Genomic DNA, 18,353 nt, shown 5'->3' on the forward strand with positions numbered 1-18,353 from the left:
GGAGTGGTGGTCGTCGTCTGTTGGGTGTGGGGTTTCTCCCTCCCCCCTTTTTGAGCCCCCCCCCCCACCAGTGCCGGCAGCCGAACGAGTCCTGCACGAGTCGATGAGCAGCCTCCTGTGCTGGCTCAAGGTGTCTCGGCGCTACGACAATGCCGGTCTGACCGCTCTGGGTCTGAGCTGCAACGAACCTCCAGCCGTCGACCGCGACTTCATCCTGTCGACGCTGTCGGTCAATGGGTGGCGGGCGGGTTGAGCAGAGTCAGGACACGACTGGCGAGGTCGTTGATGCCGGCGGCATTGATGACTTCCATGGTGGGGATCTCGCAGGCCATTTCACGCTGGAGGGCGACAACCAGTTCCGCGGCCATCAGCGAGTCCATGCCGAGCGCGTCCAGGGAGCAGGTGCGGTCCACGCGCTCCGGGGCGTGGTGGGTGACGCGGGCGACCAGGCGGGCGAGGAGGTCGGCGACAGTGGCGTGTTGGGTCTGCGGGTCGCAGCCTGCCAGGGACCGTCGTAGGTCGGCGTCTTCCTCGCCGTCGACTTCTTCCAGGGGCAGGACGGCGGCGAACCTGGGGGCGCGCAGGGCAGGCAGCAGGGTGACCATGCGGCGGAAGTCGAAGTGGCCGACCTGGACGACCGCGGCATCGGTGGCGCGGGTCATGAGGTCTTCGAGTGCGGTGAAGATCTGGCGGGAGGACAGGGGGCCCAGGCCCATGCGTTCCAAGGTGCCGGTGTAGTCCGCCTCGACGGCGGTGCCGATCTCGCCGATCAGCCCCCAGCCGACGGCCAGAGCGGGCAGGCCGGCTGCTCGGCGGGCGCGTACGAGCCCTTCCATGGCTAGATTGGCGGCGCCGTAGGCGGCTTGGGCACGGTGGCCGACGGTGGCGGAGATGGAGGAGTTGAGGACGAAGAACTCCAGGTCGGCCTTGCGGGTGAGGCGGTCCAGGACGGCTGCCCCGCGTAGCTTCGGCGCGAGGACCGTCCTGATGGCCTCGTCGCTCAGGTCGGTCAGCAGCCGGTCCTCCAGGGTCATGGCGGAGTGGACGACGCCGCGCAGGGGCCGTCCGGTGCCGGCGATCTTCTCCAGGACGGCGCCGATCGCCGAGGGGTCTGCCACGTCGGCGGCGTAGGCGGTGGCGGTGGCTCCTTGCCGGGCCAGCGCGGCGATCAGGTCGGCGGCGCCGGGCGTGGCGGGGCCGCGGCGGCTGACCAGGGCCAGGTGTCGGGCCCCGCGGTTGGCGAGGAATCGGGCGGTGGCGGCTCCGAGACCGGTGAGGCCGCCGATGATCAGGTAGGTGGCGTCCGGGGCGCAGGCGAGGCGCGCGGGGGGCGGGGTCAGGTGCGGCGGGGTCTCCAGCGAAACGACGACCTTGCCGATGTGCCGGGAATGCCGCAGCAGGGTGAAGGCCTCCATGGCCTGGTCGGCGGGGAACACCTGGTGCGGCAGTGGCCGGTAGGCGCCTTCGTGGACGCGGCGGACGAGTTCGGTGAAGTGCCGGTTCGACAGCTCCGGCTGGCGGGTGAACATCTGGTGGGCGTCCACCGCGTGCAGGGACAGGTTGTTGCGGAAGGGCCGCAGCGGGAGGCGCCCGCCGGTGTGGATGTCGCGTTTGCCCAGCTCGACAAGGCGGCCGCCCGGCCGCAGGATGTCGAGGTTACGGGCGATGGCCTCGCCCGCGAGGGAGTTGAGGACGACGTCGACGCCCTGACTGCCAGTCAGCTCCAACACCTGGTCGGCGAAGGCGAGAGTGCGGGAGTCCAGCACATGGTCGGCGCCCAGCAAGGTCAGTAGCTCCCGTTTGGCCGGGCTGCCCGCGGTGGCGATGACCCGGGCGCCCACCTGGTGGGCGTACTGGAGGGCCGCGAGTCCCACTCCGCCGGCGGCGCCGTGGATCAAGACGGTCTCGCCTTCGGTGAGACGGGCCAGGTGTTCCAGGGCGTGCTGGACGGTGAAGAAGGCCACGGGGAGCGTCGCTGCCTCGGCGAAGCTCAGGCGGGCGGGGATCGCGCCGACGGCCAGGGCCGGAACGATGACGTTCGAGGCCAGCGCCCCGGGTGCGTAGGCGAGGACGCGCTGCCCGACGGTGAACGGGGTACCGGCCCCGACGGCGCTGATGACACCGGCGCATTCCAGGCCCAGGCTGTGCTCGCCGGGTGCGGGGCTTTCGGCTCCGAGCGGCAGCAGGCCGGTAGCCAGCATCACGTCACGGTAGTTCAGGGCGGCCGCTCGCACCTCGACGGCCACCTGGCCCGGGCCGGGAGCGGGTGGCGCGGGGGCGGGCGTCCAGTCCAGGCCGAAGCCCAGACCCGGCCGGCGCAGCCTCAGCCGGTAGGGGCTCCCGTGTGCCGGCACCGTCGTGGCGGGCGCTTCCCGCAGCCGAGGCACGAACCGCCCACGGGAGGTGAGGACGATCTCGTCCTCCTCGGCCGGTTCGGCCAGCAGCTCACGGGCCAGCCGACGGGCGTCGCGCTCGGGCGAGGGCCCCGGCTCGAACGACAGCCGTCGGACGACCGGCCTGGCCTGCTCGTTGGCGACCGTTCGCGCCACACCCCACGGGACGGCGTCGCCCGGGGTCAGGAGTGCGCCCGGTGCGGGAAGGGCCCCCGACGGCCCGGTGATCAGCCAGAGTTCAGGGGCACTCGACCGGGGCAGCCCGGCACAGGTTTGGGCGAGGGCACGCAGCACCGCGGTGCGGGCGACGGCCTGTTCCAGGACGCCCGGCTCGTGGTCGCCGTGGCAGGCTCCGTGCTGCGTGCCGTCGTCGTCGCGAGGGGTGTCGGAGTCGGCGAGCAGAAGGACCACGGCGGGTCGGGCCTGGTCTGAGGACAACTGGGCTGCCCAGTGGGCGGGGTCGGTGGTGGCGGGCACGACAGTGACGGGGACGTCGCCGGCCGCGCGCAAGGCAGCCGCCAGGGGGCCGGTGAGCGCGTTGCGGGGGTGTTCGGTGGCGATGATCCAGGAGGTCACGTCAGTGGTGGGGGTGGGGGCCTGAGGTCGGGGCTGCGGGCGGGGGGCCCGGCGGGCGAGGAGGACCGAGTAGTCGCCGCCGGTCCGGTCGGCGCCGAGCTGGGCGGTCTCATCGAACCCGGTGCCGGCGAGCAGGCGCGGCCACTGATCATGCGTCAGGAGCGGTGAGTCGGGGCGCAGGTCGGGGTCGTCGGCGTGCCAGAAGCTCTTCAGCAGGCCGAAGATCGGCAGGAGCACGTCGGAGTTGTGGGTCTCGACGGCCAGCAGCTGCCCGCCGTCGTCGAGCAGAGCGGCGATACGGGTGAGGCTTTCCCGCAGTCTGGCCGTGGCGTGCAGGACGTTGCCCGCGATGACGAGGTCGAACGAGCCGGGGGTGAAGCCCTGCCGCTGGGGGTCCCGATTGAGGTCGAGGGTGCGGTAGGTGATGTGGTCGTGGTCGCTGAAGCGGCGCTGGGCGTGGTGGAAGAACGCTTCGGAGACGTCGGTGAAGGTGTAGTGGGTGCGGTCGGCGGGAAGCGCGGCGAGAAGAGCTGCGGTCAGGGCCCCGGTGCCCGCGCCGGTCTCCAGAACTCGCAACGGTCGTCCGGCGGGCCAGTGCCGGGCGATCTCGCGGGCGAGGGCGGCGGCCACGGCGTTGTAGTGGCGGGTGACTTCGGTGTCGGAGTAGAAGCTCTCCATCCAATGGCGTTCGGAGTCGCCGAAGAGCAGGGCGACGGGGTCCAGTCGACCCAGCAGGACGTCCGCCAGCACGCTGCCGCACCGGCTGTAGAGGACGGCTTCCACAACCTGGCCCGGCGCGGCACCCAGCAGTTCGGTCAGGGCCTGGCGCGGGTCGGCGTGGCTGGTGGGCGTCCAGCCGCCGTCGCCGGTGCGGCGCAGCAGCCCAGCGCGTTCGGCGTGGCCCAGGAGTCCGTGCATCGCACGCCGGTACTCCGGCAGGGCGCCTGCGGCGATCAGGCTCTCGGGGGTGAACGTGGTGGAGGCCGGGTCGATGGTGTGGGCGGCCTGCAGGGTGAAGTGGGCGCTCAGTGACCTGGCCAGGCCCAGTGCCCGGGCATACCGGTCGCTGGCCTGCGCGGGGAGAGGACTGCGGGAGACCGCGTGGGCCAGCTCGAGTGGGCCGGGCAGGCAGTGTGACGGAATGTCAGGTTCGTGTCCGCGGGGGGCAGCCCGCAGGACCGTGGTCAGGTGTCGCGGCACGGTGCGGGCGGTGTCGAAGCGGCGCAGCCGGCATGCGTCCAGTTCTGCGGTGACCTGGCCCTGGTCGTCCAGGAGCCGGATGTCCCAGCAGACTTCGCGGTCGGTGGCTTCCCGGTGGCGTACGTGTACCCAGCCCTCCGCAGGTGGCCGGCTCCATACCCGCAGGGCTTCGACCGCGGCGGGCAGATAGGGCGCGTCGAGTGGATGCCCGGGGCTGCCGCCGGTGCGGTGGAGCAGCGCGGCGCCGGCTTGGATGGCGCCGTCCAGGAGGGTGGGGTGCAGGATGTGCCCGGTGGCGGGGTCGGCGGACGGCTCCGGGGTGGTGAGGGTGTAGCGCGCCAGGACCTCGTCGGGGCCGGTGTGCATCTGGGTGAGGACGGTGAAGGCGGGGCCGTAGCTGATGCCGGTCGCGGCGACGGCCGCGTAGTGGGCGGCGGCGCTCAGGGGCTCGGTCAGTCGGCCGTGCAGAGCGGCCAGGTTCTGCGGCGCGGGGCGTTCGCGCAGGAGCCGGCGGACGACGCCTCGGGCGTGCGCTCGCCAGGGGCCGGAGCCGTCGCGGCTGGAGAGGCGCACGGTGCCGTCGGCCGGGTCGAGGGCGGTCTGGAGTTGGATGTCCATCGCGGGGTCGTCGAAGGGCAGGACGAGGGCACGGTCGACGGCCAGGTCGCTCAGTTGGACAGGGGCCTGGTGGTGGAGACCGCCTACGGCCAGGGCGGCTTCGGCGAAGGCGGCGGCCGGGACGATCACGGCTCCGGCGACGACATGGTCGGCGAGCCAGCGGTGCCGTGACGGGTCGACGCGGATGTGCCAGAGCGGGTCCGGGTGCGCCGCCCGTTCACCGAGCAGGGGATGGTGGCGCCGGCCGTCACCACAGCCGCGCCCGAACCACTGCGGGGCGCCGTGCCAGTGGTGTTCGCGCTGCCAGGGATAGGCGGGCAGGTTCTGGACCCGGCCGGGAACCGGGAGGAGCCGGGTGTGGTCGGTGCGGGCTCCGGCCGCCAGCAGGGTGGCTGCGGCCGTTTCGAGTGCCTCCGTCCCGTCGCGGTCCCGGGTGAGAGTCGGTACCACAACTGCCTGCCCGGGCGGGCACACGGCGGTGAGCGTGCGGCGCAGGTAGTGGCTCAGGACAGGGTGTGGGCCGATTTCGACGAACGCACCGCAGCCGGCTTCCGCGAGGGCCTGGACGGCGTCGGTCAGCCGTACCGGCCAGCGGACGTTGAGCCACCAGTAGTCAGCAGTCAGCTCGTGGCCCTTCAGCAGGCCGCCGGTGACCGTGGAGGCGAAGGGGATCAGGGCGGGCCGCGGCGCCAGGGCGTCCAGAGCACTGCGCAGGTCCTCTTCGATGGGGTCCATGTGCTGGGTGTGGAAGGCGTGGTCCAGGTCCAGCATCCGGAAGAACGTGCCGCGTACCGCCAGGCTTCGGGCCAGGTCGTCGAGCGCGGCCTCGTCGCCGGCGATCGTGACGTCCTGCGGGCTGTTGACCGCCGCCAGTTCCAGTCTTCCGTCGTAGGCGACAAGTTCTTCCTCCGCCTCAGGGCGGCTGAGTCCCACCGCCGCCATCCGCCCGGACCCGGCCGTTCGGGCCTGGGCACGGCTTCGGTGCGCGATGACCAGCGCCGCTCCCGGCAGGTCCAGGGCGCCGCAGGCGTAGGCGGCGGCAACCTCACCGACGCTGTGGCCGACCACCGCCGCGGGTTGCACGCCGTAGCCGGCCAGAGTCGCGCTCAGGGCCGCCTGCACGGTGAACAGCAGTGGCTGGGCGACCTCGGTCAGCGCCTGTCGGCCGGTGTCGGCGCCGGTGGCGAGCTCCTCGCTTACGGACCAGCCGAGCAGCGGCGCCAGTGCCTCGTCGATCTCCTCGACGGCCTCGCGGAACTGGGCCGAACTGGTGATCAGACGCTGCCCCATACCGGTCCACTGGGCACCGTTGCCGTTGTAGACGAAGGCGACATCGCCGTGGCCGGGGGCGGGGACGTGCGGGTTGGCGGCGACGTCGCGCAGCCGGTGGGCCGCGGTGGCGGCGTCGGCAGCCAGCACGGCGGCGCGGTGGGGGTGGTGGCCGCGGCGGGTGACAGTGGTGTGGGCGATGTCGTAGAACACCTGCTCGTCCACGTCCGCATCGCCGAGGCGGTCCGCCAGGGCGGTGGCGGCCTGGGCGAGGGCGGCGGGAGTTCGGGCGGACACCAGCAGGGGCCGCGGTCCCGACGGTGGGGCGGTCCGGGGTCCGGGGTCCGGGGCGGGGGCAAGGATGGCATGGGCGTTGGCGCCGCCGAACCCGAAGGAGTTGACCCCGACCAGCCCGCCCGAGGCCGTGGCCAGCGGCATGGCGACGGGTACGGGGGCGAGCCCCAGGCCGGTGAAGTCGATGGCGGGGCTGGCTGGTTGGCCGTGCAGAGACGCCGGGACAATGCGGTGGCGCAGGACCAGCACGGCCTTGAGGAGGCCGGCGAGGCCGGAGGCCGATTCCAGGTGTCCGAGGTTCGTCTTGATCGAGCCGATGGGCAGCGGGCGTCCAGTGCGCTGCCCTGTCAACGCTGTTGAGATGGCCTCGCACTCCAGTGGATCGCCCACCGGGGTGCCTGTGCCGTGCGCTTCCAGATACAGCAGGTCGTCGGCTGCCAGGCCGGCCCGCCCGTACACCTGGCGCAGCAGATCGGCCTGGGCCTGGGCGCTGGGCTGGGCGAGGCCAGGGGTGCGGCCGTCGCTGTTGGTACCGGTGGCGGCGATCACCGCGTGGACGCGGTCCCCGTCGGCGAGGGCGCGTTCAAGGCTCTTGAGTAGGAGGACGACTCCGCCCTCCGCCCGGACGAACCCGTCGGCGGCCGCGGAGAAGGCGCGGCAGCGGCCGGTCGGAGAGAGCATCGAGGCCTTGGCGAATCCGACGAACTCATGAGGGCTGACAAGGATGTTGACCCCGGCTGCCACGGCCGTCTCGCCGCCCGCGCGGAGGAACTCGCAGGCCTGGTGCAGGGCGACCAGGCTGGAGGAGCAGGCGGTGTCCACGGCCACGGTTGGTCCGCGCAGGTCGAAGGCATGGGACAGCCGGCCTGCGGTGTTCGCGCCGGCGATGCCGGTCATGGTGTGCTGACCGACCGTCTCCAGGCGACTGAGCTGCAGGTTGCCGTACGCGTGGTTGGACACCCCGACGAAGACCCCCGTGCCGGTGCCGGCGACGGCGGCCGGATCGATGCCGGCGTCGTCGATGGCATCCGCGGCCAGCTCCAGCAGCAGCCGCTGCTGCGGGTCCATGCACGCTGCCTCGCGCGGGGAGATGCCGAAGTACTCGGCGTCGAAGGCCGCGATATCGGCGAGGACACCGGCGGCGGCCGTGTAGGTTCTACCCGGCCGGCGAGGATCGGCGTCGGTGAACGCCTCCGTGTCGAATCGCTCGGGAGGGATCTGCGTGACCAGATCACGACCCTCAACGAGTGCCGACCACAGGGCGTCGATACTGTCCAGGCCCCCAGGGAGCCGACAGCCGATCCCGACGATCGCCACATCATCCGCACGCCTGCGTGTGCCGTGCTCAGGGCTGCCCGCTGCCCGGTCCATGTCTCGTTCCCACCTCTGTCACCGACGGTCTGCACCGAGCCTGCCCCGACCGGCACCGGAAGACCAGCCCGAAATGACCAGGCATCACTAATGAGTGAACAGGCCGTACTTGAGATCGACTGTCCGTTCCAGGGAAGGGATAATGATGGGACCACTCGGCGACGGCCTGTTGTGGGAGCTGACGCCCGAGGCGGCGGTGGCGGACCTGGCCGTACTCCTGCTGCCTGGGGTCGGGGGAGGCCCCAGCGACTTCGCCCTGTGGCCGCGCTACCTCGTACCCCGCTTCCGCGTCCTGAGCGCACGCTACCCAGGACGCAGCCTGTCCCCCGCTGTGGCGGCGGACCTCACCACGCTCGTCGACGAACTCGCCCAACGCCTGACGTACCACGTCTTTGAGCCGCTGGTCGTCTTCGGACACAGCCTCGGGGCCCTCATCGGCTATGAGACCGCCTGGCAGCTAACCCGGCGTCGTCAGCCGCCCCTCGCCCTCCACGCGTCCGCAGCTCTGTCGCCACCCGAATACGGCGACATCGACCTCGACGCCCGGTCGATGGACGACCCCACCCTGACTCGCCTCTCCAGGTCACTCGGCATCCCCCTCCCGCGCGACGAACACCAGCGACACGTCGCCCTGCGCGCCATCCGCCACGACCTCACCCTGGTCGACTCCTACCGCCACGGAGCCGGCCAACTGCTGACCTACCCCATCACGGTGTGGACCGCCCGCGACGACTCCCTCATTCCCTCCGCCTCCGCGACGAAGTGGCAGGCCATGACCCAGCACAAGCTCACCCATCACACGCTCCCCGTGGAACACCACTATCTCGGCCTTCCCCGTGCCATCGCCCTCATCGCCGCGCAGCTCTAGCCAGAAACGGTTCTCTGACAACCAGATGTGGATGATCACGATCCCTCACCACGCGGGCTGCCTGAGGTGGCTCGCTGATTCAGCGACGGCAAGTGCTGGCCGACCGCGCCGAGCGGCTGCGCGGGGAACTCGCCGAGCTCGGGGCCGAAGTCGCGCGACTGGAGGCGTCAGAGTTGGTGTTCGGGCAGTTCGCCGATGCCCAGCGGTCCGGACGGGCGGACGACCCTGTCATGGTGCCGAGGAGTTGGAGGTGTCACGACGCTCCCGGGGCGGGTGGGATGCAATCGCGTGCAGTTATGGTGCGGGTGGGTGGCCGGCTGCTGGGCACCGAGGACGAGTACAACCCGCAGACCATCGGGCAGGCCCATCAGCTCCTCGCCGACGCCGCAGCGAAAGACGCGCGGGTTCCAGGAATCCTGGGCGCCAAGCGGTTGCAACTCGTACGTGAACCCCTGAATCGTTCCTTCATAACTTCCTTTCCGTTCCACAGCACGCCCGCAAAGCAGTGCGCGCTATCGCGGGACGGCGTGTTCCAACGGCTGAGCCTCAGGGATATGGGCAAGAAGAGATGCGTGTGAGTGCCCGCGTGGGTATCTGGCGGAGGCGGTGCATGCCCCAGCGTCACATCTCGCGCGGCCGCAGTCTGCTTCCGGAAAGACAGGCACCCTCAAGTGATCAACGCACCACCCACGGATGATCATGTGATCGTGGAGGTACAGGTGCGTGACTACGGGTTCTCGTCGGCTCAGCAGGACGAGGTTTGGAGACGCTGGCGCGAAGGGCAGTCGTTCAGCTTGATTGGTCGGGCACTCGGGGCGCCAATGCACCACGTCCGCCAGTTCCTGTACCAGAGCGGCGGCATCCGCCTCATCCCGCAGCAGCGCTCCGAGCGGCATCTGACCGGCAGCGAGCGCGAGGAGATATCCCGCGGCATCGCGGCTGGAGAATCTGCTCGGCAGTTGGCCAAACGGCTGGGCCGATCCCCTTCGACCGTCTCCCGCGAGATCGCCCGCAACGGCGGCCGGGACCGCTACCGAGCCGCGTCCGCCGATGCGGCCGCCTATGCGCGCGGGCGTCGACCGAAGCAGGCCAAGCTCGCCCAACGGCCCGCTCTGCGTGGCCTGGTGGAGGCCAAGCTCGCAGTGTGCTGGTCTCCTGAACAGATCGCAGGATGGCTGCGCCGTCAGTTTCCTGGTGACGCCTCCATGCAGATCTCGCACGAAGCGATCTACCTCTCGCTCTACGACCCTCGCCGGCGCCAGGCGATCGACCGCAGCCTCACCCAGCGGCTGCGGTCAGCCAGGCCCATGCGCCGCCCGAAGCTCGCCCGCCAGCCCACCGGACGGGGCATCATCCGGGGCATGGTGTCCATCACCGCCCGCCCCGCCGAGGTCGAGGACCGCAAGGTTCCCGGTCACTGGAAGGGCGATCTCGTGATGGGCACCCGGCCCTCGGCCGTCGCCACGCTCGTCGAGCGCACCAGCCGCTACACGGCCATCGTTGCGCTGCCGGACGGCATCAAGGCTGAGCAGGTCACTCCGCACCTCACCCGCAGCCTCCTCGGCATCCCGCCCCATCTGCGGCGGACGCTCACCTGGGACCGGGGCCGGGAGATGGCCGAGCACCAGGCCATCACCGCCGGGACCGGGATGCCGATCTACCTCTGCAAGCCGCGCAGCCCGTGGCAGCGCGGCACCAACGAGAACACCAACCGGCTGCTTCGGCAGTACCTCCCCAAGGGCGCGGACCTCCGTACGTTCAGCCAGGCCGATCTGGACGCCATCGCCCACGAGCTGAACCATCGTCCGCGCAAGACCCATGGCTATCGCACCCCGGCAGAGGTCTACGCTGGCCTCCTGAACAGCGGTGATGCGCTGACCGCTTGAGCTCGCCCAGGATTGCTGACAGATGGCCGAGCAGGCACGTCAGGTGCAGACCCACGGTCAGTGAGGCGTCCTGACGGCGATCGTGATGGCAGCAGAACACCCCCGTAGGTGACCACTGCTCTCGTCCGCCGGTGATCATGAGACTGGCACACGCCATCTGAGCCCGGCAAGGGTTTCCGCAGCAATTGAGCTTCACGCAGACTGATTTCGTTGAACTCTGGCGCCATGGCAACGATATCGGTAGCGTACGGCCGCACCGGGCCCCGGCTCGTCTGTCAGGCATGCCCCTGCATGAACGGCGGGGCGCGGGCCTGAGCAGCCGACAGACGGCTCGCCCCGCGCCTGCTTCCCGCGGGCAAAGGGGCGCCGGACGCCCCCCGTCGTCCACGGCGGGACCGGCCCCGTCATGCATGGCTCGCGGCTTCGAACGCACTACAAGCCCTCAGCCCAAGCCCGCAACGTTGCGAAACCCCCGCAACGCCAGCCCACTTGTGAAAGAGCTGACGTGAACCACAGCCAACTCCCCACCATGCTCCCGGAGACAGACCGCACTCGCCACCGTCGTCTGCGAGAACAAGGAAGCCTGGACCGTGCCAAGCTCAACGCGATCCTGGACGCAGGCTTCATGTGCCACTTCGGGGTGGTCATCAACGGGCACCCCATGGTCGTCCCCACCGTCTACGGAAGCGACGGACAAAACCTCTACTTCCACGGCTCTGTGGCCAGCCGCAGCCTGGTCGCCTCGCCCGACGCGACAGTCTGCGTCACCGTGACGCACGTGGACGGCCTCGTCCTCGCACGGTCAGTGTTCGAACATGGCGTCAACTACCGCAGCGTGATGGTCTACGGCGTCCCGCGCCTCGTCACCGACCCCGACGAGAAGCTGGAGGGGCTGCGCTGCCTTACCGAGAACGCCACACCCGGCCAGTGGGACTACGCACGGCAGCCGAACCGCAAGGAGATGGCGGCCACCGCCCTGCTCGCCCTCTCGCTCGAAGAGGCATCGATCAAGATTCGCACCGGCGGCCCGGACGACGGCGACGGACCCGACGCCGCCCTGGGAATCTGGGCGGGCGTCCTGCCCCTCGTCTCCACCTGGGGCGAACCGGAAGCCGCCCCCCTGCTCTCCGCCGGCATCGAACCCCCCAAGCACATCAGCTCCCGCAGCGGCACCCGACTCGGGTGAGCCGAGACTCCCCGAGACGGCCCGCCCGGCGCCCGAACCCTCGGTAGGTCACCTCCCCGACAGCAGTGACGTCCCACAGAAAGGATGAAAACCCCGCGTGCCCTCCGCTCTGTGGCTCCTGGCCCTCGGCACCTTCACCATCGGCACCGACGCCTTCGTCGTCGCCGGCATCCTGCCCGACATCGCCACCGACTTGGACGTGTCCGTAGGAGCAGCCGGCCAACTGGTGACCGCCTACTCCCTCGCCTACGCCGTCCTCGCCCCCACCAGCGCCTCCCTGACCCGGTCGGCCTGCCGCCGTACCGTGCTGGTGGGGGCCCTCGCGGCCTTCGTCCTCGGCAACGCCGTCTCCGCGCTCGCGGACCACTACCTCCTGCTGCTAGGGCCTGTTTCAGAAGTGGATCAAGGTCTGGGATCATCTTGTTTCGTGCCTCGGGGAGATCTGACAGACACACAGTGGGCAGAGCTGGAACTGTTGTTGCCGATAGGCACCAAGCCTGGTAGGCCACCGGTTCACAGCAAGCGTCAGCTGATCGACGGGATACGGTTCCGCACACGGGCTGGCGTCCCGTGGCGAGACCTGCCCGTGCGGTACGGGCCGTGGGAGACGGTGTACGGGCTCTTCCGCCGCTGGCAGCGGGACGGCACGTGGCACCGGACCTTCGAGCAGCTCCAGGCGCGCGCCGATGCGAAGGGGCTGATCTCCTGGGACATCTCGGTGGACTCCACGATCGCTCGCGCCCACCAGCACGCGGCCGGCGCCCGCAAGAAAGGGATCTGCAGGTCGAGCCGCCCGGCGGTGTGTTCACAGAGCCCGACGACCACGGCCTCGGACGCTCACGCGGCGGACTGACGACCAAGATTCACTCCCCGCAGTTCCAGGTCGTCCTGGGCCGCATCCGGGTTCCCCGGCTCGGCCCGGGACGACCGCGCACCCGCCCGAACAGGATCCGCGCCGACAAGGCGTACGGCTCCCACGCTAATCGCGACTACCTGCGTCGACGCGGCATCCGCTGCACCATCCCACAGAAGCGCGACCAGATCGCCAACCGCCAGAAGCGCGGCTCCCTCGGCGGACGGAAGTTCGACAAGGACGACTACAAAGAGCGCCACGCGGTGGAGTGCGGGATCAATCGCCTCAAGCGCCACCGCGCAGTGGCCACCAGGTACGACAAGCTCGCCGTCCGCTACGAAGCCACAGTGCTGATCGCGGCCATCAACGAGTGGCTGTGACCAGCACTTTCGGGAGTCAGTCGAGGATGGCGTCAAGCTCCACTTCAACGAACCATTCGGGATCGATGAAGCGTGGGACCTCAACGAAGGTGCAGGCCGGACGGACAGACGCAAACCGCTCTCCGTGCGCTCGCGCGGCTTCTTTCCAACGAGTCACGTCGGTGAGCATGATGCGGGTCCGCACTACATCCCCCAGCGACGCCCCCGTTGCCTTCAGTGCGGCGTCTGCGATTTCCAGACACCTGACAGTCTGGGCATAGACGTCGCCTCGCCCCACGGCCGTCCCGTCGTCCCCGATGGGAGCAGTCCCAGCGACTGCGACGTGCGCCCCTTTACGGATTGCCCGGGAAAAACCGATTTGGAGTTCGAGTGGTGAGCCAGAACTGACTATCTGCCGAACATGATCCATCGCACCATGCTCCCAGATCACCGCACTTTCGAAACAGGCCCTACTGATCTTTTCGTAAGTTCGGTGGGTGTGGTGGGTGGATGGTCAGTCCGGTATGGGCGAGGAATGACCATGGCAGTCGGGGGTTGGTGTTGATGCAGTGGATGCCTTGCTCGGTGGCGTCGGCGACATCGGCGAGGTGGTCGCCGGTGAGGTTGGCGAGTTCACGCGTCTTGAGCGAGGACCACAGCAGTTCCACCGGGTTCAGCTCGGGAGCGTAGGCGGGTAATCGTTCCAGGGTGAGCCGTGCCTGTTCGGCGACCCAGGTCCGCATCGCCCGGCTCCAGTGAGCGGACAGGCCGTCCCAGACCAGGACCACTCGCTCGCCGCGGTAGAACACCTTCATCTGCTCCAGGACCTCGATGAGTCCGGCGGTGTCGTAGCTGCCGGTCTTGAGGTGGAAGCACAGGCGGGCCCCACGATCGGGCTCGGTGGAGTGGTAACCCAAGGCCCCGGCCATCGACGCGCGCTTCCAGTTCAGGCGGTGCCGCAGCAGCGGAGTCCGCCCTCGGGGCGAGTAGGCGCGGCGGACCTGAGGGAGCAGGGAGACGCCTGATTCGTCGAGGAAGACGATCCAGGCACGTGTGTTCACGGCCCCTTTTTGATGCGCGGCCACTCGTGCGCGATCCATCGGGCGATCTCCGACTCGTCCCGCTCGACCGCCCGCCGCTCGGGACGTTGCAGGCTCCATCCGAGCCGGCCGGTCAGCAGCCGCCACACCGACGCCCTCGACAACACCACCCCCGTGGCCCGGGTGACGACCGCGCCGACTCGTTCCAGGGTCCACAGGTCGGCCTCGAAACCATGAGCCTGGGCACCTTGCTCCAACGCGGCCCGGACCGTCTCGACCTGGGTGTCGTCCAGCTTGGGTGGGCGCCCGGTGGCTGCCCGGCGCCGCAAGGCCGAAGCACCGCCTTGCTCCCACACCCGCCGCCAACGCCGCACACTCTCGGCACACACCCCCACCGCCCTCGCGATCTCCGCATTCGAGACGCCGTCCTCAAACAACTCGACTGCCCGAACACGACGCGCCTCCGCCAACTGAGGCCGCGACAAAGGAAGGAGGGAGGAGCCGGCAACCGAAGGGGAAGGTTGATAAGCCACCCCGACAGCCTCCCACCCACACGGCCACCACACCCACCGAACTTACGAAAAGATCAGTAAGGGCCTGGCCCGAGCGGAGGCAGCGGCTACGCGGCTGCTGGCCGCCGGCTCGGAGCCCGAGTCGCGACCTGCGTTCGGCTACTCGATCACCTCTGACCACGAGGTGACCGATCAAGAGAATCGTGACTCACAGTCATGGCCCCTGGGGGATACCGCTTGATCGGGGTCTCAGTCAGACCGCCGGGAAAGCCTCTGTCAGGTGCGCAGGTTCAGAGCTTCCGTGATCACTGAGGCGGGTGTCGTGCTGTTTCTACACCATGTCCACAACACGTGGGAAAAATCTCCCAGGCATACACGCAGTAGTCATCGGAGCAACCGCAATTGCGGCACTTGGACTTGGCGCTGGCCCGGCCTCTGCCGCGGTGACCTCGTGCCCTAACGACGGCTACATCACCCGCGGGGATCGCTGCAGCACCCTCAGCAACGGATATCTTTCCGTCCACCTCGCCAATAACGGCAGCTCCGTACGCGTGGGGTATTACCGCAAGAGCGGCGGCAGCCTCACAGGCAAGCTTGGCTACGAGCGGTCCGGAACGAACCACTGGAGTGCCTCGATGAACATGTCCAGCACCCCTCTCCACTACGACAAGTCCTGGTCGGCCGACAGCAGTTGCAGTGCAACTTACGGCAAGCTCTACGCTGGCGGCAGCACCTACACGACACCGCCGGCATACAACTGCTAGCCCGATCAGCACAGACCCCGGACCCGCGCCTCCCCGCTTGGGGCGCGGGCCTCACCGCATCCTTCTTCGAGAAGATCCCGTGATACGAGCCGTCTTCCAAGACCATCTGACTTTCCTGGCCCTGGCCATCATTGCCACTCTTCTGGTCGGCTCAGTCGCCTACCTGCTCGCCGCGCGCCGCACCAACCGTACTCAAGCTGCCTTTTACGGACTTTGGGCATCTTCAACTGCCGGCCCAATGGCGCTGACCACGTGGGGCGGCAGTGGCCTGGCAACGGGCGAGTGCACTATCAACCTGAACGTCCTCGAAGCCTTCGCCGGCACACAAGGACAGCTCAACGTGCTACTGTTCACCCCATTCGGCCTCTTCGCCGCCCTTGCCTCCAGAAGGCCACTGTTCTCAGCGGCCACCGGCCTCCTCTTCATTGCCGCCGTCGAGACCTCGCAGGCTGTCGTCCCCTTCATCAGCCGTCTGTGTGATAGCGATGACCTAGCTACCAACACTGCCGGCGTCTTGGCGGGCACCATTCTTGGAGCCATCATCTGCCGCCGCACCCACAGCACCCCACCCATCGGCAAGACCACGATGCGGCGTGCTACCGGGGTCGGCACTGCCATCGCGGTTCTGATCACCGTGGCCTGGGCAACGGCCATTCACCCGGTACGCGCCATCCAGCCCACCGAGGTTCCAACAGCCAGCGCAGTCCAACTCCAAGCTCTTAACGCTGCTCTCAGCAAGGCGTTCCGGGGAGCTTACCGAATTAGCGGGGCCGACTACCTGCAAACCAGCGCCGGCAAGGGCACGGTTACTGCTCAACTCCACGGAGGTTTCGCCGAAATTACTTGGCCGGACCGTGAACAGTTCGAAGCCCACTTCACGCCGACCCACCACAGGGAAGGGACCTATGCGTACAAGATCCCCAAAGTAAGCCGCCCTGCCCGAACTGCATCGGAAGCAGAGCGAGTCGCCACTCAATACGCGTCTCAATACGCTCCATGGGCTCTCCGCCGCTCCAAGGTCACCGTGCGGCCCATCGACGAGAAGGCCGACATTGGCTGGATCATCGAATGGCGCAGGTGGCATGAAAAAGTGCTGATGCCTATGCGCCTGGACATAATGATTGAACCGTCAGGACGCATGACTGACCTAATGGCACGTCAGATAAGCGATCCAAAACTTCCTCAAGCTCGCATCAGCGAAGCTGAAGCATGGAAAGCGTTTGACACCCACTTCAATCTCAAGCCAGGCCAAGGCCAACGAGCAGAGCCCATCTACCTGGCTGAGCGCCGCGACGGGCAATGGCGCATCCATTGGCGCCTTAACGTCCGCGACGGGGGTGCCCTGCACTCAGCAACCGTCGATGCCACTGACAAAAGCGTCCACCGCATCGCTTCCGAAGCCGCGTCTCAGTCCTAGGGGTTGTCTTCAGTTGCGATCAATGGGTTTGCAGAGACTGCTGATCCAGATGGCTGCTGCGTGGAGATCGAGTCCGGCGAGGTAGCTCTCGGCTGTTTTGTCGTATCGGGTGGCGATGCCTCGCCAGTCCTTCATTCTGTTGGTGGCCCGCTCGACGGTGTTGCGGTCCCGGTAGAGGCCGACGTCGTGGGTGACGGGCCTGCCGCCCGGCTGCCCTTCTTCCTACGGTTGGCGGCCTGGTCCTTCTTCCCCGGGATGACCGCCTTGATACGGCGTTTGCGCAAGTGGGCTCGGTTGGCGCGGGAGGAGTAGACCTTGTCGCCGACCACGGCGGCGGGCCGGGTACGGGGACGGCCGCCGGGCAGGCGGACCCGCACCTTCTTCAGGACGGGGATGAACTGAGGGCTGTCGGCGGCCTGCCCGGCGGTCAGGACAAGAGCCATCGGCCGACAGCGCCGGTCGACGGCCAGGTGGATCTTGGTGGTGAGCCCGCCGCGGGACCGGCCGAGCAGGGCGGCCTTCAGCCGGGCCCGCCGCCTGCGGCGAACGCGTCGCCGCTCGACCGGGGCCGGGTCGCTTTCGCCGTCCTGCCCGTTCCTCGCACGCTCCCCCTTTTGCGAGGCCGCCTCCTCAAGTGCGGCCAGGGTCTCCCCACTGACCCGCATGCCGGCCGCGTCGTGATGAGCCCGTGCCGTGGTGGAGTCCACGCTCACCAGGGACATGTCGATCTCGTCTCTGCGGGCGGCCTCGGCGATCGCCTCTTCCAGCAGTGCCTGGAAGACGCCCGCGTCCCGCCCTCGCATGAACCGGTTGTACACCGTCTGCCAGGCGCCGAACCGTTCGGGCATCTCCCGCCACTGGCTGCCGGTGCGGAACCGCCAGATCACCCCCTCGAACTACTCCCGCAGCCGCTCGGAGTACGGGCCGTTCCTGCCGATCGGCAGGAACGGCTCGATGAACTCCCACTCCTCGCCGGTCAGTTGGGCATGCGTCACACCAATGTCCTACCGGACCGACACCCTGCCGATCGCTGTGTGGAGGCGCTGATTGTTGAACCAAGGTGGTCGGCGTCACCCGCCAGAGCCCCTCCTGGTCTTCGCCGTCGATGAGGTGATCTCGACCGCCAAAGATCTCCACACGTTCTTCTCCGCGCTGCAGGGCGGCAAGCTCCTGCTTGCCCGGCTGCTGGCCGAGATGCGCAAGCCGCACCCGAAGAGTGGCGACTATCGCTACGGCCTCGGGCTGATGGTGCAGGACGCGGGCCCGAACTGCGGCGGCACCATCCTCACCCACAACGGCGGCGTCAACAGCTACGAGGCGCTCATGTACAGCACGCCCGACGGCGGGAAGACCCTGACCACCTCGATGATCACCGGGGACGCCGCGATCGACGCGGCAAAGGAGTTGCCGAAGGTGCAGCAGAGGCTCATCAAGGCGGTGTTCTGTGGCAAGCAGGGCCACGGGCTGACCGGCCCAGCCGGCTCAGTCGACGGGGCCGAGCACCGTGGCCCGGTACGCCGTGAGGGCGGACTCCTTCTGATCGTGCATCAGGCAGAGCGCGACGCGAGTTCGCCGCTCAGGCAGTCGAACAGTCTGTGCCCGCACCTGAGCGACCCCCATTCCCATGGAGGGTGGGCGAGGTGGACGAAGTCGTCGATCGCGGTCACCGGAGGAACGCCATCCGATGCCGGTACGAGGGACTCGGACACATGAGCCAGGGGTCACGGCCACCCGTTTGGCCGGTTAG

12 protein-coding genes and 2 pseudogenes are annotated in these 18,353 nt (G+C 68.9%); 9 read left to right on the plus strand and 5 right to left on the minus strand.

All coding sequences use genetic code 11. From position 1 onward, the window contains the following. Positions 1-230 precede the first annotated feature (230 nt). The gene (locus ACZ45Z_RS07385; protein WP_468357592.1) at positions 231-7,721 is read right to left on the minus strand and encodes an SDR family NAD(P)-dependent oxidoreductase; all 7,491 of its coding nucleotides are present in this window, start codon (positions 7,719-7,721) and stop codon (positions 231-233) included. A 142-nt stretch (positions 7,722-7,863) separates the two neighbouring features. On the opposite strand from ACZ45Z_RS07385, the gene ACZ45Z_RS07390 reads away from it, so the two are divergent. From ACZ45Z_RS07390 to ACZ45Z_RS07415, 6 genes and pseudogenes are all read left to right on the plus strand, one after another. Further along, positions 7,864-8,589 carry a thioesterase II family protein gene (locus tag ACZ45Z_RS07390; protein WP_468357595.1) on the plus strand — a complete coding sequence of 242 codons (726 nt, stop codon included), beginning with the start codon at positions 7,864-7,866 and terminating at the stop codon, positions 8,587-8,589. Between the two features lie 92 nt (positions 8,590-8,681). Beyond that, positions 8,682-9,167 (plus strand): hypothetical protein, encoded by a 486-nt coding sequence (locus ACZ45Z_RS07395; protein WP_468357598.1) that lies wholly within the window; start codon positions 8,682-8,684, stop codon positions 9,165-9,167. 141 nt (positions 9,168-9,308) lie between these two features. Next, positions 9,309-10,475: an IS30 family transposase gene (locus tag ACZ45Z_RS07400; protein WP_468358708.1), complete on the plus strand. Its 1,167-nt coding sequence runs from the start codon at positions 9,309-9,311 to the stop codon at positions 10,473-10,475. A 529-nt stretch (positions 10,476-11,004) separates the two neighbouring features. After that, positions 11,005-11,661, plus strand: a complete 657-nt coding sequence (locus ACZ45Z_RS07405) for a pyridoxamine 5'-phosphate oxidase family protein (RefSeq protein WP_468358711.1) — start codon at positions 11,005-11,007, stop codon at positions 11,659-11,661. 97 nt (positions 11,662-11,758) lie between these two features. Then, a pseudogene (locus tag ACZ45Z_RS07410) lies at positions 11,759-12,031 on the plus strand (MFS transporter); the annotation flags it as partial. 57 nt (positions 12,032-12,088) lie between these two features. Beyond that, a protein-coding gene (locus tag ACZ45Z_RS07415; protein WP_468358714.1) for an IS5 family transposase occupies positions 12,089-12,894 on the plus strand; the annotation gives its coding sequence in 2 pieces (ribosomal slippage) (positions 12,089-12,478 and positions 12,481-12,894; 804 coding nt in all). Positions 12,895-12,910: 16 nt separating this feature from the next. On the opposite strand, the gene ACZ45Z_RS07420 is transcribed toward ACZ45Z_RS07415, so the two are convergent. From ACZ45Z_RS07420 to ACZ45Z_RS07430, 3 genes are read right to left on the minus strand one after another with little or no spacing between them, the layout of a single operon-like run. Beyond that, the gene (locus tag ACZ45Z_RS07420; RefSeq protein WP_468357601.1) at positions 12,911-13,303 is read right to left on the minus strand and encodes a RidA family protein; all 393 of its coding nucleotides are present in this window, start codon (positions 13,301-13,303) and stop codon (positions 12,911-12,913) included. Between the two features lie 40 nt (positions 13,304-13,343). Further along, the gene (locus ACZ45Z_RS07425; protein WP_468357604.1) at positions 13,344-13,934 is read right to left on the minus strand and encodes an IS630 family transposase; all 591 of its coding nucleotides are present in this window, start codon (positions 13,932-13,934) and stop codon (positions 13,344-13,346) included. Next, entirely contained in the window at positions 13,931-14,479 is a 549-nt protein-coding gene (locus tag ACZ45Z_RS07430; RefSeq protein WP_468357607.1) for a winged helix-turn-helix domain-containing protein, read from the minus strand. Before ACZ45Z_RS07430 ends, ACZ45Z_RS07425 begins: the two co-directional genes overlap by 4 nt. Before the next feature lie 587 nt (positions 14,480-15,066). Here ACZ45Z_RS07430 and ACZ45Z_RS07435 point away from each other — a divergent pair. Further along, positions 15,067-15,189: a hypothetical protein gene (locus ACZ45Z_RS07435; protein WP_468357610.1), complete on the plus strand. Its 123-nt coding sequence runs from the start codon at positions 15,067-15,069 to the stop codon at positions 15,187-15,189. A gap of 79 nt (positions 15,190-15,268) precedes the next feature. Further along, positions 15,269-16,606, plus strand: coding sequence for a VanZ family protein (locus tag ACZ45Z_RS07440; protein ID WP_468357613.1), 1,338 nt, complete (start codon positions 15,269-15,271; stop codon positions 16,604-16,606). 9 nt (positions 16,607-16,615) lie between these two features. Here the strand turns inward: ACZ45Z_RS07440 and ACZ45Z_RS07445 are convergent. Beyond that, positions 16,616-17,601 (minus strand): annotated as a pseudogene (locus tag ACZ45Z_RS07445) (IS5 family transposase). A 115-nt stretch (positions 17,602-17,716) separates the two neighbouring features. Between ACZ45Z_RS07445 and ACZ45Z_RS07450 the strand changes: the two are divergent. Beyond that, positions 17,717-18,319 carry a hypothetical protein gene (locus tag ACZ45Z_RS07450; RefSeq protein WP_468357616.1) on the plus strand — a complete coding sequence of 201 codons (603 nt, stop codon included), beginning with the start codon at positions 17,717-17,719 and terminating at the stop codon, positions 18,317-18,319. Positions 18,320-18,353: the final 34 nt, after the last annotated feature.

This window comes from Streptomyces sp. NPDC031210 (assembly GCF_055570395.1).

Excerpts from the sequence above, each read along its gene's own strand:
- ACZ45Z_RS07435 (WP_468357610.1), top strand. The coding sequence starts at position 15,067 with ATGTCCAGCACCCCTCTCCACTACGACAAGTCCTGGTCGGCCGACAGC.
- ACZ45Z_RS07405 (WP_468358711.1), top strand. The coding sequence starts at position 11,005 with ATGCTCCCGGAGACAGACCGCACTCGCCACCGTCGTCTGCGAGAACAA.
- ACZ45Z_RS07385 (WP_468357592.1), bottom strand. The coding sequence starts at position 7,721 with ATGGACCGGGCAGCGGGCAGCCCTGAGCACGGCACACGCAGGCGTGCG.
- ACZ45Z_RS07420 (WP_468357601.1), bottom strand. The coding sequence starts at position 13,303 with ATGGATCATGTTCGGCAGATAGTCAGTTCTGGCTCACCACTCGAACTC.
- ACZ45Z_RS07390 (WP_468357595.1), top strand. The coding sequence starts at position 7,864 with ATGATGGGACCACTCGGCGACGGCCTGTTGTGGGAGCTGACGCCCGAG.